This is a genomic window from Shewanella psychropiezotolerans, from assembly GCF_007197555.1.
GTDB classification, from domain to species: Bacteria; Pseudomonadota; Gammaproteobacteria; order Enterobacterales; family Shewanellaceae; genus Shewanella; species Shewanella psychropiezotolerans.
On record NZ_CP041614.1, the window covers coordinates 4,514,020 to 4,532,756 of the forward strand.

Annotated in this window: 13 protein-coding genes and 1 pseudogene; 9 read left to right on the forward strand and 5 right to left on the reverse strand. The window is 49.0% G+C overall.

The window, feature by feature from the left end; genetic code table 11:
* Positions 1-8: 8 nt before the first annotated feature.
* The 3 genes from FM037_RS19900 to FM037_RS19910 form a co-directional block, all read right to left on the reverse strand.
* Complete coding sequence (locus FM037_RS19900) at positions 9-635, reverse strand: DUF4123 domain-containing protein (protein WP_144047427.1); 627 nt, start codon at positions 633-635, stop codon at positions 9-11.
* A complete protein-coding gene (locus FM037_RS19905; RefSeq protein ID WP_144047428.1) occupies positions 614-2,701 on the reverse strand; it encodes a type VI secretion system Vgr family protein in 2,088 nt (695 codons plus the stop codon). Before FM037_RS19905 ends, FM037_RS19900 begins: the two co-directional genes overlap by 22 nt.
* Positions 2,702-2,911: 210 nt before the next feature.
* Complete coding sequence (locus FM037_RS19910; RefSeq protein ID WP_144047429.1) at positions 2,912-3,430, reverse strand: Hcp family type VI secretion system effector; 519 nt, start codon at positions 3,428-3,430, stop codon at positions 2,912-2,914.
* A 468-nt stretch (positions 3,431-3,898) separates the two neighbouring features.
* Between FM037_RS19910 and FM037_RS19915 the strand changes: the two genes are divergently transcribed.
* Positions 3,899-5,578 carry an RluA family pseudouridine synthase gene (locus FM037_RS19915; RefSeq protein WP_144047430.1) on the forward strand — a complete coding sequence of 560 codons (1,680 nt, stop codon included), beginning with the start codon at positions 3,899-3,901 and terminating at the stop codon, positions 5,576-5,578.
* 91 nt (positions 5,579-5,669) lie between these two features.
* Here FM037_RS19915 and gndA read toward each other — a convergent pair whose 3' ends face one another.
* Together gndA and FM037_RS19925 are read right to left on the reverse strand one after the other, a co-directional pair.
* Positions 5,670-7,223 carry an NADP-dependent phosphogluconate dehydrogenase gene (gndA, locus tag FM037_RS19920; RefSeq protein ID WP_144047431.1) on the reverse strand — a complete coding sequence of 518 codons (1,554 nt, stop codon included), beginning with the start codon at positions 7,221-7,223 and terminating at the stop codon, positions 5,670-5,672.
* 298 nt (positions 7,224-7,521) lie between these two features.
* Positions 7,522-9,459 (reverse strand): propionyl-CoA synthetase, encoded by a 1,938-nt coding sequence (locus tag FM037_RS19925; protein ID WP_144049057.1) that lies wholly within the window; start codon positions 9,457-9,459, stop codon positions 7,522-7,524.
* Positions 9,460-9,883: 424 nt separating this feature from the next.
* Between FM037_RS19925 and FM037_RS19930 the strand changes: the two genes are divergently transcribed.
* From FM037_RS19930 to FM037_RS19965, 8 genes and pseudogenes are all read left to right on the forward strand, one after another.
* Positions 9,884-10,282, forward strand: a complete 399-nt coding sequence (locus FM037_RS19930) for a MerR family transcriptional regulator (RefSeq protein WP_144047432.1) — start codon at positions 9,884-9,886, stop codon at positions 10,280-10,282.
* Between the two features lie 121 nt (positions 10,283-10,403).
* A complete protein-coding gene (locus FM037_RS19935) occupies positions 10,404-11,573 on the forward strand; it encodes an isovaleryl-CoA dehydrogenase (protein ID WP_144047433.1) in 1,170 nt (389 codons plus the stop codon).
* A gap of 80 nt (positions 11,574-11,653) precedes the next feature.
* Complete coding sequence (locus tag FM037_RS19940) at positions 11,654-13,261, forward strand: carboxyl transferase domain-containing protein (protein WP_144047434.1); 1,608 nt, start codon at positions 11,654-11,656, stop codon at positions 13,259-13,261.
* A gap of 57 nt (positions 13,262-13,318) precedes the next feature.
* Positions 13,319-14,158 (forward strand): enoyl-CoA hydratase-related protein, encoded by an 840-nt coding sequence (locus FM037_RS19945; protein WP_144047435.1) that lies wholly within the window; start codon positions 13,319-13,321, stop codon positions 14,156-14,158.
* The gene (locus FM037_RS19950; RefSeq protein ID WP_144047436.1) at positions 14,158-16,260 is read left to right on the forward strand and encodes an acetyl-CoA carboxylase biotin carboxylase subunit; all 2,103 of its coding nucleotides are present in this window, start codon (positions 14,158-14,160) and stop codon (positions 16,258-16,260) included. The genes FM037_RS19945 and FM037_RS19950 overlap by 1 nt, the downstream gene beginning before the upstream one ends.
* Positions 16,261-16,306: 46 nt before the next feature.
* Positions 16,307-17,197: a hydroxymethylglutaryl-CoA lyase gene (locus tag FM037_RS19955; RefSeq protein WP_144047437.1), complete on the forward strand. Its 891-nt coding sequence runs from the start codon at positions 16,307-16,309 to the stop codon at positions 17,195-17,197.
* 82 nt (positions 17,198-17,279) lie between these two features.
* Positions 17,280-17,986: pseudogene (locus tag FM037_RS19960) on the forward strand (CoA transferase subunit A).
* A 16-nt stretch (positions 17,987-18,002) separates the two neighbouring features.
* Positions 18,003-18,659 (forward strand): 3-oxoacid CoA-transferase subunit B, encoded by a 657-nt coding sequence (locus tag FM037_RS19965; protein WP_144047438.1) that lies wholly within the window; start codon positions 18,003-18,005, stop codon positions 18,657-18,659.
* Positions 18,660-18,737 lie beyond the last annotated feature (78 nt).

The window sequence follows — 18,737 nt, forward strand, 5'->3', positions numbered from 1 at the left end:
TGGTTCCGTTATCCTGAATGTACAGAAGGTGAATGGGCAGTACTTTGCTGCCACTGGGTTAACACTTGCTGCATTGCCTCACCCTGTTGGGCAGTCATTGTCCAGCGGATAACATCTGAGTGTTGAGAGGGTGAGGAGGCATTGGCCACAGAAGCGGATAACCATTGCTTGTCAAACCAGATGAATGAGTTGATACCTTGGAAAAAATGTTGTTTATCTGTCGTGCTCATCACCATCATCAAAGGCAGCAGCATTCTGGGTTCATAAAATCTGAACAGGGCAAGGTTTTGGCCGCTATTAATGGTCAGGCATTCAGCCAGCAAGTCAGCTAGCGCTTCAAAACTCAGGCCTGATTGAATAAAACAGCCAATAGAGAACCGCTGGCTAGCGGATTTAATCCGGCTTATGAGCTGCGTCCGCTCAGCAAGCTCAATCAATAGCGGCCCTTCTTCGGCCAGTGATTGGTAAGGCGTATCAGAAAACAGGGGAATAGACCTTGCTGAAGTGCCCTCCTCATACAACCATTGGGTAATATCCGGACACAATAGTGGCTCTATAATGGCGTATTGTGCACTGTCGATACGGGCCGCGCTCTGCGTGATGTCAGCCTGAACTAAGTCGAGTGTATGCTGCATGTTTGCTCTCCATTGCAGTGGCAAAGCTCGGTGACTAACGCCCCCTTTTGCAATATCGCCGGGTAATCCAGTACCGTGACGCTTTCCATGCTGGCAGCAGCCAACGTCAACTCATCACTCTCTGGTAATATTACAGCATCAACATACCCCGGCAGTGCAGCTAATTGCCCCGCATAACCACTGCCAGAGCCTGCACTACCGCCAGAGTTTAGATTGACGGCAGGCCCCACCAAGTGCACACCAGCAGGATCTACCTTAAGGAAGCTGCCACCTACTTTTAGCGTCAACTCTGCACCAGCCTCGATGACAATTTTAGTGCCCGCCTTAAGATGCACTTCAGTGCCGGCTTCCAATATAGATTTTTTGCCTACTTTCTGTTGTTGGCTACCGTCGATATTGAGGCTGACATCTTGCTTGACCACAGTGCGTCTCTCTCCCTCGACGGTAAGGTGGTCATTAGCCTTGATGCGGGTAAAGCGTTCATTTTCAATGTCCAGATGGGCATCGTGTTTGATGTTTGTACTCTGGTCGTTTTCAACTAAGGTATTCATGTCCTTCTGGGCATGAAGGTATATCTCTTCCTTGTCAGCCTCATCTTCAAAACGTAACTCGTTGCTGCCTTCCCCCTTATGGGTTTGAGTCTTCAGTACGGTACGGGTTTTGTTAGCAGGCAGCGGATAAGGCACCTGATTGGCACTGTGAAAAGTACGACCTGTAATAATGGGTTGGTCTGGGTCGCCCTCTAAAAAACTGACAATCACTTCATGACCAATCCGGGGAATAGCCATCATGCCATATTGACCACCGGCCCAGCCTTGACTGACACGTACCCAACAGCTGGACTTATCATCACTAACGCCATAACGGTCCCAGGGAAATTGTACTTTTACACGGCCAAACTCATCACAAAAAATCTCTTCATCTTTGGGGCCGACCACTGTCGCCCCCTGGGGACCGGTGACCAAAGGTTTTGCATTAGGCTCTGCTTGCCAGGGCGCATTGCCGGGGATGGCGGTAAATGTGTTGCCATAGGTGGTGACAGCTTGAGTATTAGCTTCTTCCGCCGCCGCGCCTTGTTCACCTTTATGTGTAACCGTCACCATGAGCCAGTCACGGTTCAACGCCACATCACCATGCTCCATCAGGTCAAACTTACTGCCACTGACGGCCTGCATGAGGTTGCTTTTACCGGTCGCGAGCTGCGCATCTCGGCGCAGGTATTCTTGCCGAACTTGCGTGAACGGTATACCACTCTCATCGTCTTTATAACGCCCGGGGTAATCGAAGTGTTCGTAATCGAGACGTTGAAAATCCAGCGGTTTTCCCGTATTGGTTTGCAGGAAGCTGTATTGGGGCTTCTTGAAGCTATTGTCTTTGAGCGTCACGCTGGCAGGCTTGATTTGATGCTGGTAGCTAAATGAACTAACGAATGGCACTTCTGCAGCGCCGCCATTGACCGCGTTGTAGGGGAATGGCGCGTCTAAATGAGGCTGCTTAGTGGTACTGTCGCTAAACACCAGCGTGTGGATCTTCTCGCTGTGCTGAAAGTAATAAAACAAGCCTACTTCTGCTGCTAAGCGGGAGATAAAGTCGAAATCACTTTCCCGATACTGGACACAATACTCACGCACCTGCGACTCTAATCTGGCATCACAACTGAACGCATAATCCTTAATCCCCATTTCGGTGAGGAGCGTGGCTATGATACTGAGCACGCTTTTTTGCTGGAATATGCGACTATTTTGCCTGAGCTTTAATCTTGATAGTGCAGGCACTAAGGTGATGTGGTATTGGGTATGATGATTTCCCGTGTCAGCTTTACTGAACTGACTGACAATGCCGTGCACCTGACGTTGCAGCTCACCGCTTTGATACCAAGTAAGCAACCCCGTCTGGTCGACAATCGACTCAGGCGTCAAATCATCCAGTCGGCTCAGCAAGGTGAGCTTGACCTCAAAGGGTGAGGATAACCCCTCTTTAAAATCAAACGCTAACACCTCAAAGCTGTCATCACTCACGCCTTCGGCGCTAAAGTGGTAACGCAATCCATTTCCAACAGCAATCATCGCAACATCCTAATGCAATTTAAGGGGTGATCCCCTTCCAAAGGACCAACAAAAGAAGGGGAGCGTGTCGAGCAGCAAACTATAATGCAGAGAGCGCAACTCGACGGGGTGTTCAGCGCCATTTGAAAGGAGTCAAAAACAACGCTGAACATATCTGCCCTCAGGCTCAGGGTACCGACCCTGAGGGCAAATCTGGGTTGAAGTTAAATCTTATGCTTCAATTGGCTTACGCCAGTCATCAGCACCAGAGGTACCGGCAGTGACGTGATCCCAATCAATCTTGCGATAAGCCATAGACACTGTGAGTAGCTGGGTAAAATCTGCTTTACTGCTGTCCTGGCAATGAGGCATATGACATTGAATGTCGATAATGGTGGCGCCTTCAAGCTTGGTGCTGAAGAAATGTTCCTGCTTACCCTCAACTGAGGTGCGGTACCACTTGAGCTCCACTTCTGAGATTTTCTCACCTGACGCCAGCGAGTTGTACATCAAAGGAACGGCTTTATTGAGTGCCACAGTGAACTTAAAGGGCTTGTGGATACGCTGACCAGAAGGCTGTCCTGATTGTGGGTCTGTAGGCACAGTGACAACATGGTCAAATTGCTGAACCAGCATCTCATCTTCATGACCTTCGACAAAAATGTCACCGACGGAATCGGCAGTGAAAGCACCTGCTGTAATGTGTCCCTGGGTCTGTCCTTTGATGGAGATATAACATGGAGTTGGCATTGGTTATTCCTTTATTTACAATAAATTAATGAGAGCACGTTGTGGCCAACCGCTAATAAAGCAAACACCATGCCAATTGCATAACCCGATGAATTTACAGAACTCAGAAAAATGGGGGATGTTGAGTTGGGCAAGATATGGCCCAGACTTGAGCAAGATCTTGCCCTGCGGGCAATAAATGGCCCAGGTTTTCTGGTGGGAATATGAAGTAAGGGATTTAAAAGTATGATGATTACGAATATATAAAATCTTTAACTGCTGATTGAACTCCCTCAGCTTTCCACTTCCGAATGCAACTAAATAGAATAATCTGCTTTTCTTTAATGACCTCTGGTCATCTTAAGGTTAAAATCCCTCCGTATTTTTCACCCTTATTGATCGTCCGCTTTATCGCACTGACTTCCTCACCAGATATGATGAAGCAAGTTTGCGCTTCACGGCTAAACCTTCATGACAATAGACAAGCAAATGCATTCCCCAGAACATTGTTTTACCTCATTTAAAGCGTCAATCTCAGAATTTACTCTTCCGCAGCGTTTTACCTTTCCGTTTTATTATGAGCCTCATCCTCTGTGTCTGTTGGCCGCAAGCGAGTTGCAGCAACACCTAGAAAACCAGACTGATTGGCAACATAACTTTGGTCTGGAAAGCGACAATACTGATAGCTTAGGCAAGATGTTCGGTGTGCTGTTGGTGAAAAATCAGCAAGGTGAGCTAGGTTACCTGTCGGCTTTTTCCGGCAAGGTAGCGGATCAAAACCTGCTGCCACACTTCGTCCCTCCAGTATTTGATATGTTGGCTAAAGACGGCTTCTTTATTCCCGAGCAAGACAAGATAAACCTGATAAACGCTGAGATCACAGAACGTAAACGCGATCCAGAACTGGCGCATTTGCAATCTATGTTAGCCGATGAAACTCAACTCGCTGAAACGCAGATAGCCACCCATCGTGCATCTATGATTGAGAATCGTAAACAGAGAAAGGCGCAGCGTTTGGCGGGTGAATCCCTCGATGAAGACGCCCTCAAACTACTCGGTATTCAGATGAGTAGAGAGAGCGTGCAAGATAAGAACCGCTTAAAGGAGCTAAACGTCTATTGGGATGAACGACTGGCTGCCGCTAAGCTAGCCCATGGCCAAGTGAATAAACGCCTGTCGGCCTTAAAGCTTCAACGTAAAACCATGTCCGCCGCCCTGCAACAACGTCTGTTTGATGAGTATGGATTTTTAAACATAGAGGGTAAGCAGAGAAGCTTAGGTGATATCTTTAAAGGCACCATACATAAGGTCCCACCAGCAGGCTCAGGCGAGTGCGCCGCGCCTAAACTGTTACATTACGCCTTTAAACATGGAATGACCCCACTCGCCATGGCCGAGTTTTGGTGGGGAGTCGCCCCAAAATCGGAAATAAGACAACATAAGAACTACTATGGGGCTTGTCAGGGAAAATGTCAGCCAATCTTGGGGCATATGCTTGAGGGTCTAGCTACCGATGAAAACCCGCTACTGACCAATCCTGCCGAGGGTAAACAGCTCGAAATTATCTATCAAGATAGAGACATGTTAGTGGTCAACAAGCCCGCAGAATTCTTGTCTGTTCCGGGTCGAAACATAGATGATTCTGTATATTCACGAATTAAACTGCTTTATCCTGAGGCTACGGGCCCACTTATCGTCCACAGACTCGACATGTCCACCTCAGGCTTGATGGTAATAGCCCTCAACAAGGCGGCCAATAAGAGCTTGCAGAAGCAATTTATCACTCGCACCGTTAAGAAGCGTTATGTCGCCCTGCTAACCGGTGAATTAACCCAAGATGATGGTATCATCAGTTTACCGCTTCGCGGCGATTTCGATGATAGACCCAGGCAACTGGTATGCTTCGAACATGGTAAGCCAGCAGAAACCAAATGGCAGGTCATTTCTCGGCGCGATGGACGCACTAAAGTGCACCTATATCCCAAAACGGGGCGCACCCATCAACTTAGGGTTCATAGCGCTCACCCCCAAGGCCTTAACATGCCAATCGTCGGTGACGATCTGTATGGCAAGAAGAGCCAGCGATTACATCTCCATGCCGAGTTATTGGAACTCAATCATCCTACAACACGTGAAGCTATGAGTTTTAGCGTGGAGGCAGATTTTTAATCGTCATTGCTATGAGCTAACACGCACAAAAAAGGCTTCCCATGGAAGCCTTTTTTACGCTTTGCAATAATTAGCAAGGAGATACCAAGAGTCAGACCTTAATCAAGTCTCTGGCAGCATGGCTCCAGTTGAGGTGATACTTCTCACCCGCAGGCTTATCGGTGCGCTCAAACGTGTGGGCACCGAAGAAGTCTCTCTGTCCCTGTAACAGGCTAGCTGGCAAGGTTTCACAGCGATAACTGTCGTAATAGGCCAGAGCCGAACTGATACAAGGCACAGGAATACCTTTTAGTACCGCCGCCGATACAGCCTTACGCCAATCCAGTTGTTTCTCAGACAGGGCAATGCTGAAATCATCGGCCATCAACAAGTTGTCCAACTCAATGCCATCATTCGCTGCAGCTTGATAGGCTTGAGTGATAGATTGCAGGAACCTGGCTCTGATAATACAGCCAGCACGCCAGATTTTAGCAATTTCGGCGAAATTTAACGTCCAACCTCTGTCTTTCGCCGCCATGGCCATCAGCTGGAAGCCTTGTGCATAACAGGCAATCTTGGCGCAATAGAGGGCATTTTCAAGCTGGTCAATAAAAGCATCACGCTCATCAGCGGTTGGCTTTTCAGCCGCTGGACCTTTTAGCAGATGACTCAATGTCTGTCTCTGCTCTTTTTGGGTACTGACGGCGCGGGCATAGACGGCTTCGGCAATCGTTGGGGCGGGGCAACCTATCTGCAAGCTGCTAACCGCAGTCCAGAGTCCTGTGCCCTTCTGCCCTGCCTTATCGAGGATCATCGAAACCAGAGGCTTACCAGTAATAGGATCGGCCTGTCTCAAGACTTCCGCGCTGATCTCCATCAAGTAGCTATTCAGGCTGCCTTGGTTCCATTTATCAAACAGATCCGCAATCTCAGTCGTCGTCATGGCAAAGCCATCACTGAGTAACTGATAGGCTTCACAGATAAGCTGCATGTCAGCATATTCGATGCCGTTATGAACCATCTTCACATAATGACCAGAACCTGCCGGGCCAATATAGGTGGTACATGGCTCGCCTTCAGTGACCGGGTTTCCCGGCTCCTGACGCTCTATGGGCAAGCCGGTTTCGGCATCCACTTTAGCCGCAATCGCTTCCCAGATAGGTTTAATTCTATCCCAGGCCTTGATGTCACCGCTTGGCATCAATGATGGGCCGAAACGCGCGCCCATCTCACCGCCGGATACGGCGCAGCTGAAGAAGACAAATTTCTTCGAGTAACGCGCTTCGCGCTCGACAGTGTCGGTCCACAAGCTATTACCCGTATCGATAACGATATCATCAGACTCGATACCCGCGTCGATGAGTGCATTACACACACCATCTACAGGGGCCCCCGCTGGCACTGAAAGCACCAAGATACGCGGTTTTTCGAGGCTAGATAACATTTCAGAAAGATTATTACAGCCATTGATACGCAAAGGTACTTGGGCTTGCTTGCTGGCGGCGTGCTCAGATTTCTCTTGTTGCACAACACCTTGCACCTTGTCTGAATCTAGGTCAAACGCAGCGACGCTGTATTGGTTATCGGCAATATTAAGTGCAAGATTCTTGCCCATAACACCCAGTCCAATAACGCCGATATCATGTAATTTGGTGTGGTTTTGCATTGATTATATTCCGCAGGTCACAGAGATAATTTACCCTATCTTGTTATTGACTAAAACTCATTCCAGTCCAGAGGAAAGGCAAGAATATTAGCCCCTCTTTTATAAGAGGCTGCTCATCTAAGGAGCATAGACGATAGGTTATATTTTGGCGGAGATTATACAGACTTTGGTAAGTTAATTACTAGGCTTTACGCTTGAATGGCGAATTAGTTTCATGTTTATCAAAAAAACCTACAATGCTAAACACGTTAGCATTGTAGGATTTCCCCTCAGATTAGCAGGCTCACGCTTAAGCAGATCACACTAGGGAGTCCGCATAGCCCATGCGTGTAAGCGTATTGCGAACCAGGTCTAAAGTGTGGGGATCTTCGATAGTCGCCGGCATCTTATAACTCTGGTTATCGGCTATTTTCCTCATGGTCCCTCGCAGTACTTTGCCCGAGCGCGTCTTAGGCAGTTTTTGAATGACACTGACCAGACGAAAAGAAGCCACCGGACCGATCTGCGCTCTCACCAAGGCTATTAACTCTCGATGCAAGTCCTCATCACTTAAGTTTACGCCCTTCTTTAATACTACTAAACCCAGAGGCAACTGGCCCTTTAATTTATCCTCGACGCCGATGACGGCAACTTCGGCAACCGCCTCATGTTGACACAAGACCTCTTCGAAACGCCCGGTAGAGAGTCTATGACCGGCGACATTGATGATGTCATCGATGCGACTCATGATATAGAGATAAGCGTCTTCATCCATATAGCCTGCATCTCCGGTAAGGTAGTAGCCAGGATACATGGATAAATAGCTGTCGAGATATCGGGCTTCATTGTGCCAAAGCGTGGTAAGAGCCCCGGGTGGCAGAGGTAACTTGATCACCACATTTCCCGATTGGCCTGCAGGCACTATTTCCCCCTGCTCATCGAGCACTTCGACCCTAAAGCCTGGCACAGCCAGTGCCGGTGAGCCAGGTTTTACTTGAACCGGCGCAGTCCCCATCAAGTTAGCCGCTACGGGCCAGCCGGTTTCAGTCTGCCACCAGTGATCGATCACTGGTTTTTTCAGCCGCGCTTCGGCCCAGTGTAAGGTATCGGGATCGCAGCGCTCTCCCGCCAGAAACAGGTTTTTTAAGCAAGACAGGTCGACGTCCCTTAAGAAGTCACCATCTGGATCGTCACGTTTTATGGCGCGTATGGCGGTCGGAGCGGTAAAGAAACTTTTCACCTTGTACTTTTCAATTGTGCGCCAAAATATGCCGGGATCCGGCGTACCAATAGGTTTGCCTTCGAACAGGAGTGTGGTGGCGCCCATCAGCAAGGGACCATAGACAATGTAGGAGTGCCCCACGACCCAACCGACATCCGATGCGGCCCAGAAGGTATCGCCGGGAGCAATATCATAGATATGTTGCATCGACCACATGAGTGCGACGCTATGACCGCCGTTATCACGCACCACGCCTTTAGGCTGACCCGTGGTTCCCGACGTATAGAGCACATAGAGAGGATCGGTAGCGGCGACAGTCTGACAAGCTATGGCGTCAGCAGAAGCTACCGCAGTCTGCCAATCGCTATCCCGTCCCTCAACGAGCTCGGCGCTATATTGGCTGCGATTTAAAATGATACATTGCTCGACCTTATGCTGAGACTGAGCAATAGCGGTATCGAGCAAAGGCTTATAGGGCACCACGCCGGATGGCTCGACGCCACATGATGCGGATAAAATGAGCTTAGGTTTAGCATCATCGATACGAGCAGCCAACTCACTGGCCGCAAATCCACCGAAGACCACAGAGTGGATAGCGCCTAAACGAGCACAGGCCAACATGGCATAAGCCGTCTCCGGGATCATGGGCATATAGATGATCACCCTATCGCCCTTTTTAACACCATTTGCATGCATATAGCCAGCAAGACGACTCACTTGAGCCAACAACTCATCATAAGTAATGCCATACTCTGTATCCGTCACAGGGCTGACATACTGAATAGCGACCTGCATGCCCCGGCCTTGCTCCACATGACGGTCGACAGCGTTGTAACAGGTATTGCACTGGGCTCCAGAAAACCAAGAGTAAAGCGGCGCATGGCTCTCATCGAGCACCTTATCCCAAGGCTTATCCCAATGGACAGCCTTTGCCGCATCGCCCCAGAAAGACTCTGGCTCAGCGAGAGATCTGGCATGTAAGGCTCGATGAAGGTCTTGATTAGCTTGCGACTCTACTGCTTCTTTAGGTAACATTTCGCTACCTGACGTACGTTCCGACATCTCCATTGCTCTCCCCTAATACTGATCGGTATGAATCGCTGATATATTAATATTCTTACCTTGAATCCTTAGCCGATTTCTATACACATCTCTTACCGATACTCTGTATATAAAACAGCCAAACCAAATTCCATTATGCTGGCAGCTGCACCGATTCCCATTAGACCTTGGGATAAGCTTTAAGCTGTAAATCAACGAGTACCTAGTCCTAGATGTAGACTCCATGCGCTTAGGGACTCGCACCTCAAGCCTAGCCTCTCTAGTTAAGTGGCACATTTGCTTGACGCTCACCCGCGCAATTGAGATTAAAAATTCAATGTTCAAAATGGCCATTACCTTTACCTTTACGTAAACTTCATATATCGTTCTGGAAAAGTTAAATATTATGGTGTTTTTTATGAGTGAAAATCAGAGCCCCCAGACAACTTACTCTATTAGTGATCTTTCGAAAGAGTTTGATATTACGACGCGTAGTATCCGTTTCTATGAAGATCAGGGCTTACTTAAGCCTAAGCGTCGTGGGCAAACTCGCATCTATGGGCTAAAAGATAGGGTGCGTCTTAAACTGATCCTCAGAGGAAAACGTCTGGGCTTTTCACTCGCTGAGACTCGCCGTCTATTCGAACTCTACGATGCCGATAAGAACAGCAGCTCACAACTTCAAACCATGTTAGATCTCGTCGAAGACAAGAAATCGTCTCTACAGCAGCAGATGGATGACATCAAGGTCGTCTTGATGGAGCTAAATTCTGCCGAGCAGCAATGTAGGACGGCACTGGCACTCCAAGAAAAATAAACACCAGCAATGACAAACCCAAGTTATAAAGATTAGTGACCAACTAAAGTTACTAAGCAGAATACAAACAATAATAAAAATCTACTCATTAAAGATTTAAGAAATTGACAGGACACAAGCAATGACTCAACTCTACTCATCTCTTAATTTCGGCCTAGGCGAAGATGTCGACATGCTGCGTGATGCAGTACAGAACTTTGCCGCCAATGAAATTGCCCCCATCGCAGCAAAGACAGATGCAGACAACGCATTTCCTAATGATCTCTGGCCAGTGCTGGGTGATATGGGTCTGCTGGGTGTGACTGTATCTGAAGAATATGGCGGCGCCGAAATGGGCTATCTGGCCCACGTGGTTGCCATGGAAGAAATTTCCCGCGCATCTGCCTCGATTGGTCTGAGCTACGGCGCCCACTCTAACTTGTGCGTTAACCAAATTAACCGCAACGGTAATGCCGAGCAAAAAGCCAAGTATCTGCCTAAATTAGTCACAGGTGAGCACATAGGTGCCCTCGCCATGAGTGAGCCTAATGCAGGCTCAGATGTAGTATCCATGAAGCTGCACGCTCGCAAAGAGGGCGACAGATACATCTTAAACGGCAACAAGATGTGGATCACTAACGGTCCCGACGCTCAAACCTATGTCATCTATGCTAAGACAGATCTGGACAAGGGTGCCCATGGCATCACGGCATTTATCGTCGATCGTGACTCTAAGGGTTTTAGCACGGCGCAGAAACTCGACAAACTAGGCATGCGTGGCTCTAACACCTGTGAACTGGTTTTCCAAGATTGCGAAGTGCCGGCAGAAAATATACTCGGTGGCCTGAACAACGGCATTAAAGTATTGATGAGCGGCCTGGATTACGAACGTGTGGTGCTATCCGGTGGCCCCCTGGGAATTATGAACGCCTGTATGGATATCGTCATTCCTTACATTCATGAGCGTGAGCAATTTGGTAAGTCCATCGGACAATTCCAGTTGGTACAGGGCAAGCTTGCCGACATGTATACCGGCATGAACGCAGCTAAGTCTTATGTCTACAATGTGGCCAAGTCTTGTGACCGAGGCGAAACCACACGTAAAGATGCCGCCGGTGCCATTCTCTACTCCGCCGAGCTCGCCACTAAGATGGCACTGGATGCGATTCAGTTACTGGGCGGTAACGGTTACGTCAACGAATATGCTACGGGCCGACTCCTGCGTGATGCCAAGCTCTATGAAATTGGCGCCGGTACCTCGGAGATCCGCCGTATGTTAATCGGCCGAGAGCTGTTCAACGAATCTAAGTAGCTCCGCCACACACAGAGACGATGCCAATGTTCATTTGGCATCGTCATTTGACCTCAGTTTTGCTCAAAAGGATTGAAACCGTGACGCAACTTAGCAGTCGTATAAATTCCCGCAGCGATGAATTCAAGGCAAAACATGAAGACATGGCAGCCCTTGTTGAAGATCTTAAACTCAAGCTGCAACAGATTGAACAGGGCGGCGGCGAGGTTGCTCGTCAGCGCCATCTATCCCGCGGTAAGATGTTACCCAGACAAAGGGTCGAGAAGCTACTCGATCCCGGCTCGCCGTTTCTTGAGCTCTCTCAGTTCGCTGCCTATGAGTTATATGAAGATGTCATCCCAGCTGCCGGCGTTATTGCCGGAATAGGTCGTGTTAGCGGTGTCGAATGTATGATCATCGCCAACGATGCCACGGTTAAGGGCGGCACTTACTATCCTGTCACTGTTAAGAAACACTTACGAGCGCAGGAGATTGCCAGTCGCTGTCATCTGCCTTGTATCTATCTGGTCGATTCAGGCGGAGCCTACCTGCCCCGCCAAGATGAGGTCTTCCCCGACAGAGACCATTTCGGCCGCATCTTCTACAACCAGGCACAAATGTCAGCCAAAGGCATTCCTCAAATTGCCGTGGTCATGGGCCTATGTACCGCAGGTGGCGCCTATGTGCCTGCCATGGCGGATGAGTCCATTATCGTCAAAGAGCAAGGCACCATCTTCCTCGCTGGACCACCTCTGGTAAAGGCGGCAACCGGTGAAGAGGTCACGGCTGAAGAGCTCGGCGGCGCCGAGGTGCACACTAAGATCTCTGGGGTTGCCGATCATTTGGCGCAAAACGATGACCATGCATTAGAGCTGGCACGTAAAGCTGTGACTCGTTTAAATCATCAAAAGACAATTGCAGCCCAGCTCAGTCCGGTAAAACCGCCTAAGTTCGATATCAATGAGCTCTACGGCATAGTCGGCACAGATCTTAAGAAGCCATATGATGTCAGGGAAGTGATTGCCCGTGTGGTCGATGACTCAGATTTTGATGAATTTAAGGCCAACTACGGCAACACCTTAGTCTGTGGTTTCGCCCGTATTCACGGCTATCCCATAGGTATCGTTGCCAACAACGGCATACTTTTCTCTGAGTCGGCCCAGAAAGGCGCCCACTTTATCGAGCTCTGTTGTCAGCGCAAGATCCCTCTCTTGTTCCTGCAAAATATTACCGGCTTCATGGTGGGTAAAAAATACGAGCATGAAGGCATAGCTAAGCATGGTGCCAAGATGGTCACCGCAGTGTCTTGTGCCAATGTGCCTAAATTTACCGTCATCATAGGTGGCAGTTATGGCGCGGGTAACTATGGCATGTGTGGCCGCGCATTTGAACCTACCATGATGTGGATGTGGCCCAATGCACGCATTTCTGTGATGGGCGGCGAGCAGGCTGCCGGCGTGTTAGCCACGGTGAAACGTGATGGTTTAGCCCGTAAGGGTGTCGAATGGTCAGATGATGAAGAGCAAAAGTTCCGTGCGCCTATCGTCGAGCAATACGACAAAGAGGGTCACCCCTACCATGCCAGTGCCCGCTTGTGGGATGACGGCATTATCGATCCGGCACAAACCCGGGATGTGGTGGGTTTAGCTTTATCTGCTGCGCTCAATGCGCCGATAGAAGAGACTAAATTTGGTGTGTTCCGTATGTAATGGCCTTGGCCATACTGACCGACAAGCCTGTATTGACTAAGCTGTGAGTGCTGAACCATGACGACACAATTGATAGAAGATTTTAAATACGTTTCATGCCAACTAACTAATGGCGTGGGACAGATGATCCTCAACCGAGCCGATAAGCATAATGCCTTCGATGAGGTGATGATCGGCGAAATGATCCAGACCCTCGAACATTTTGCTAGCAATAGCGAATGTCAGGTACTGGTGCTGAAAGCCAATGGCAAAAACTTCAGTGCAGGCGCCGATCTCAATTGGATGCGTAAGCAGGCCAAGATGGATTTCGAGCAAAACTTGTGTGATGCCAATGAGCTTGCCAAGTTGATGTCGACCTTAGATAAATTCCCCAAACCCACAATTGCCTTAGTCCAGGGGGCAGCATTTGGTGGCGCATTAGGGCTTATCTGTTGTTGTGATATCGCCATTGCCAATGAGCGAGCCAGTTTTTGCTTAAGTGAAGTCAAACTCGGACTCATCCCGGCGGTTATCAGCCCTTATGTGGTACGCGCCATGGGTCAACGTGCCTCGCGTCGCTACATGTTGACTGCCGAACGATTTACTGCCGAAAAGGCACTGGGTCTACAAGTCATTCACGAGATTAATGACGATCTAGAGGCCGCCGCCGAGCCGATTATCCAAGCCCTGCTCGCTAACAGCCCACAAGGCATGACATGGGTGAAAACCTTGCTGTCTCGCCTCGAAGATGGCGTTATCGATGACGCGACTCTAGAGCATACCAGTGAACGAATCGCAAAAATTCGGGTATCAAATGAAGGTCAGGAAGGCTTAAATGCCTTCTTCGACAAGCGCAAGCCAAGCTGGAGCAGCACTCAAATCGATTCAAAAAATATCAGTGCGCAAGGAGCCAAATAATGTTTAGCCAATCCTTAATAAAAAAACTATTAATTGCTAACCGTGGTGAAATCGCCTGTCGTATCATCAAAACAGCCAAGGCTATGGGCGTTCGCACCGTGGCTTTATACAGCGACGCCGACGTCAATGCCCGCCATGTGGCATTAGCCGATGAATCCTTTTACTTAGGTGGCAGCGCGCCGGCAGACTCTTATCTTAAAGCCGATCTGATCATAGATATCGCCAAGAAGTCTGGTGCACAAGCCATACACCCGGGATACGGTTTCCTCTCAGAAAATGCCGAATTTGCACGAAAATGTGAGCAAGCAGGCATCATTTTCGTCGGCCCTACTGCCGATGCCATCGACTCCATGGGCAGCAAGAGCGCCGCAAAAGATATCATGGGGGCGGCAAATGTGCCGCTAGTGCCTGGTTATCATGGTGATGCCCAAGATGATGCCCTGCTCGTCAAGGAAGCCAACAAGATGGGCTTCCCCTTACTGATCAAGGCAACCTATGGCGGTGGCGGTAAAGGCATGCGTATCGTCGAGACTAGTGCTGAAGTATTGGAAAACATTCACTCTGCCAGACGTGAAGCCAGCTCCTCTTTCGGTAACGACAAACTCCTGATGGAGCGCTACTTGCGCCAACCTCGTCATGTAGAAGTACAAGTCTTCGCCGACAACTATGGCAACTGCATCTATTTGTCAGATCGCGACTGTTCAATTCAGCGTCGCCATCAAAAAGTCGTCGAAGAAGCCCCAGCCCCAGGCCTGAGTGACGAACTCAGAGTCGAGATGGGTGAAGCAGCTGTCGCGGCAGCCAAAGCCATCGACTATCGCGGCGCAGGCACCATAGAATTTCTACTCGATACCGATAACAGCTTCTATTTTATGGAGATGAATACTCGTTTGCAGGTTGAGCATCCGGTAACTGAGATGGTCACAGGTCAAGATCTGGTTAAATGGCAGTTAATGATAGCCAGCGGTAGTCACTTACCCTTGAAACAAGATGAAGTGCGTATTCATGGTCACTCATTCGAAGTACGTATCTACGCCGAAGACCCGCAAAATGACTTCCTGCCCGCCAGCGGAAAGCTTAACTTCCTGCGTGAACCAGAGCAGAGTAAGTTTGTACGAATCGACTCGGGCATTCGTGAAAACGATGTGATCAGTAACTTCTACGATCCTATGATCTCTAAGCTTATTGTGTGGGACGAGACTCGCCCACGAGCATTACAACGTATGGTCCACTCCCTGGAGTCATACCAGATCAGTGGCTTGAAACACAATATCGAGTTCCTGGCTAACATCACCGAGCATAAAGCCTTCAGCGATGCTAATTTCAGCACCGACTTTATCGAGCGCTACGGCGATGAACTTATCGGCCGTAGCTTATCTGCGTCGAACGATGAACAAAATTCCTTAGCCTTAGCGGCGCTCTACCAACTCTGCGCCTGTAAAGTCGCCGCTAAAGAATGTGCGGTGAACAGTCATGATCCTTACTCTCCTTGGGGTACTGTGAGTGGATTTAGGCTCAATAGCAACAGTATCCACCAGGTCTCACTGCTGGACGATAAGCATCAAGTTCAACATTTAGAAGTCAGTGAAATGATGATTGCTGGTCAGTCTGTCTATCAGGTTCAAATCGATGACAAGGCTTACGTGCTAAAGGGCGAGCTCATCGATGAAATGCTTCACGCTGAGATTGCCGTTAAAGACGAGCATGACAAGGCTCTAGCTATCAAGACATCCGGTCATAAAGTGAAAGTGCCGGTCAGCCAGGTTGAAGAAGACTTCACCCTCTTTATCAATGCCACCAGCTATCATTACCGTGCGATTCAGACTGAGCTTGTTGAAGAGCAAGAGTGTCTCGAAGATAAGCTCAAGGCGCCGATGAATGGCACTATCGTGACTCACCTAGTCAACAAAGGTGATGCCGTAACAGCGGGTCAAGGGCTGATGGTGATGGAAGCGATGAAGATGGAATACACAATTGAATCTCCCTTTGATGGCGTAGTTAATGCGTTCTTCTTCGAGCCAGGCGAATTAGTCACTGATGGCACCATATTAGTAGAAGTCGAGCCAGCTGAGACTGAAGAGAAAGTAGAAGGGAAAGCATGAAGATGACTCATGTAATACATGCAACTGATAAGCGGAGAGCCTAATAATGTTCCCTAAACAGGTCAGCATATTTGAAGTCGGCGCTCGCGACGGCCTGCAAAACGAAAAGACAGTCAGTACTCAGGACAAGATAATCTTGATACAAGACTTAGCCAAAGCAGGCATTAAACGCATCGAAGCGGCGAGCTTAGTATCACCCAAATGGGTACCACAGATGGCCGATTCAGGTGAAGTATTACGCAATATTAAGCGTGAAGCGGATGTGACCTATAGTGCGCTGACCCCGAACCTGAAAGGTCTGGAACTCGCGCTTGACGCAAAAGCCGATGAAGTTGCCATCTTTGGCGCGGCGTCCGAGAGTTTCTCTCAGCGTAATATTAACTGCTCAATCCAAGAGTCCATTGTGCGTTTTAAGCCACTGATGGAGCGTGCTAAGGCCGAAAACATTCGGGTACGAGGCTATGTGTCCTGCGTCTTAGGTTGCCCCTATGAAGGTGAGATTGACGTGAATGAAGTGGCTCGCGTGTCTGAAATCCTTTACAAGATGGGCTGCTATGAGATCTCACTCGGTGACACCATAGGCGTTGGCACGCCAAATAATGCCCGTAAAATGGTGCAAGCAGTCAGCCAAGTCGTGCCAGTGGATAAACTCGCACTACACTTTCATGATACCTATGGACAAGCACTGGCGAATATTCTGGCCTGTCTTGAAACCGGCGTCAGTGTCGTTGACTCATCGGTAGCTGGACTCGGTGGATGTCCCTATGCCAAAGGTGCATCGGGTAACTTAGCCACCGAAGATCTAGTCTACATGTTACATGGACTCGGAATAGACACAGGCATAGATCTCACTTTACTTGCCCAGGCAGGTAACAAGATAAGCCAGGCCCTTGGCAGACAGACAGGCTCTAAAGTTGCCCAAGCCTTACTCAGTTAAGAGCCATCAGCGAGTAAAAAGCAGCGCGAACCTAGAACCTACAGAATTAACACTCGACCCTTCTACAAAGGAGATAAGAATAATGGCAGGACTGAATAAAGTCGTACACAGTTATGAAGAAGCCCTTAAGGGCCTTTCCAATGACATGACTGTGATGGTAGGCGGATTTGGCCTTTGTGGTATCCCCGAAGGCTTGATCTCACATATGGTCAAAATCGGCGTAACAGGATTGACGGCCATCTCTAATAACGCCGGAGTCGATGATTTCGGCTTAGGCTTACTGCTCAAGAGCCGCCAAATCGATACCATGATAGCCTCCTATGTCGGTGAAAACGCCACTTTCGAGAAGCAGATGTTATCCGGCGAGCTCAATGTGATCTTGACCCCCAGGGCACACTCGCCGAGAAAATACGTGCAGGCGGCGCAGGCATCCCCGCCTTCTTCACCGCAACGGGTTACGGTACCCCCATTGCTGAAGGCAAGGAAACCCGTGAGATAGAGGGGCGCCATTACGTACTTGAGCCATCACTCACCGCAGACTTTGCCTTAATTCGCGCCTGGAAAGCCGATACCATGGGTAACTTGGTCTTTCGTAAAACCGCCGCTAACTTCAACCCTATGATGGCAACGGCCGGTAAAATTACCGTAGTCGAAGCCGAGCATATCGTTCAACCCGGCGAATTAGACCCAGATCATATCCACACCCCGGGGATTTACGTTAATCGTGTCATCCAAGGCACATTCGAGAAACGCATCGAGCAACGTACTGTAAAGCCAGCTGAAGCATAAGCAGGAGGGAGAGATAATGGCATTAACAAGAGATCAACTCGCACAACGTGTAGCGGCAGAGCTAAAAGATGGCTTCTACGTTAATTTAGGCATAGGTATTCCAACCTTAGTGGCTAACTATATTCCACAGGGAATAGATGTAATGCTGCAGTCGGAAAATGGCCTACTTGGCATGGGAGAGTTCCCCACTGAAGAGACCATAGATGCCGATCTTATCAACGCAGGTAAGCAAACTGTCACCGCCGTCGACGGCGCTTCATTCTTCTCATCGGCTGAAAGTTTTGCCATGATCCGTGGCGGTCATGTAGACCTTACCGTACTCGGTGCCTTCGAGGTTGATGAGCAAGGCTCTATCGCCTCCTGGATGATCCCTGGTAAGCTCATCAAGGGCATGGGCGGCGCTATGGACTTGGTCGCTGGTGCTGACAATATTATCGTCACCATGATGCATGCAGACAAGCGCGGAAACTCTAAACTGCTCGCTAAGTGTGAACTGCCGCTAACTGGCTTTGGCTGCATCAAACGTGTGCTGACCGATCTGGCCTTTATGGAGATTAAAGATGGTGCCTTCCACCTGCTAGAGCGTGCTCCGGGTGTCTCTGTCGAAGAGATAGTTGAGAAAACGGCGGGTAAGTTAGTTGTTCCTGAGCATGTACCAGAGATGAGCCTATAGCTATTCGCTAATTCCAGGACAAGACATACAAGTATTAAAGGCCAGTGAGAAATCACTGGCCTTTTTTCATTTTAAAAA

What these genes read in the sequence shown, in the direction of transcription:
- FM037_RS19950 (WP_144047436.1), top strand. Translation starts at nt 14,158, where the DNA reads ATGTTTAGCCAATCCTTAATAAAAAAACTATTAATTGCTAACCGTGGT.
- FM037_RS19935 (WP_144047433.1), top strand. Translation starts at nt 10,404, where the DNA reads ATGACTCAACTCTACTCATCTCTTAATTTCGGCCTAGGCGAAGATGTC.
- FM037_RS19910 (WP_144047429.1), bottom strand. Translation starts at nt 3,430, where the DNA reads ATGCCAACTCCATGTTATATCTCCATCAAAGGACAGACCCAGGGACAC.
- gndA (WP_144047431.1), bottom strand. Translation starts at nt 7,223, where the DNA reads ATGCAAAACCACACCAAATTACATGATATCGGCGTTATTGGACTGGGT.
- FM037_RS19905 (WP_144047428.1), bottom strand. Translation starts at nt 2,701, where the DNA reads ATGATTGCTGTTGGAAATGGATTGCGTTACCACTTTAGCGCCGAAGGC.
- FM037_RS19915 (WP_144047430.1), top strand. Translation starts at nt 3,899, where the DNA reads ATGCATTCCCCAGAACATTGTTTTACCTCATTTAAAGCGTCAATCTCA.
- FM037_RS19955 (WP_144047437.1), top strand. Translation starts at nt 16,307, where the DNA reads ATGTTCCCTAAACAGGTCAGCATATTTGAAGTCGGCGCTCGCGACGGC.
- FM037_RS19925 (WP_144049057.1), bottom strand. Translation starts at nt 9,459, where the DNA reads ATGTTACCTAAAGAAGCAGTAGAGTCGCAAGCTAATCAAGACCTTCAT.
- FM037_RS19945 (WP_144047435.1), top strand. Translation starts at nt 13,319, where the DNA reads ATGACGACACAATTGATAGAAGATTTTAAATACGTTTCATGCCAACTA.
- FM037_RS19965 (WP_144047438.1), top strand. Translation starts at nt 18,003, where the DNA reads ATGGCATTAACAAGAGATCAACTCGCACAACGTGTAGCGGCAGAGCTA.
- FM037_RS19930 (WP_144047432.1), top strand. Translation starts at nt 9,884, where the DNA reads ATGAGTGAAAATCAGAGCCCCCAGACAACTTACTCTATTAGTGATCTT.
- FM037_RS19900 (WP_144047427.1), bottom strand. Translation starts at nt 635, where the DNA reads ATGCAGCATACACTCGACTTAGTTCAGGCTGACATCACGCAGAGCGCG.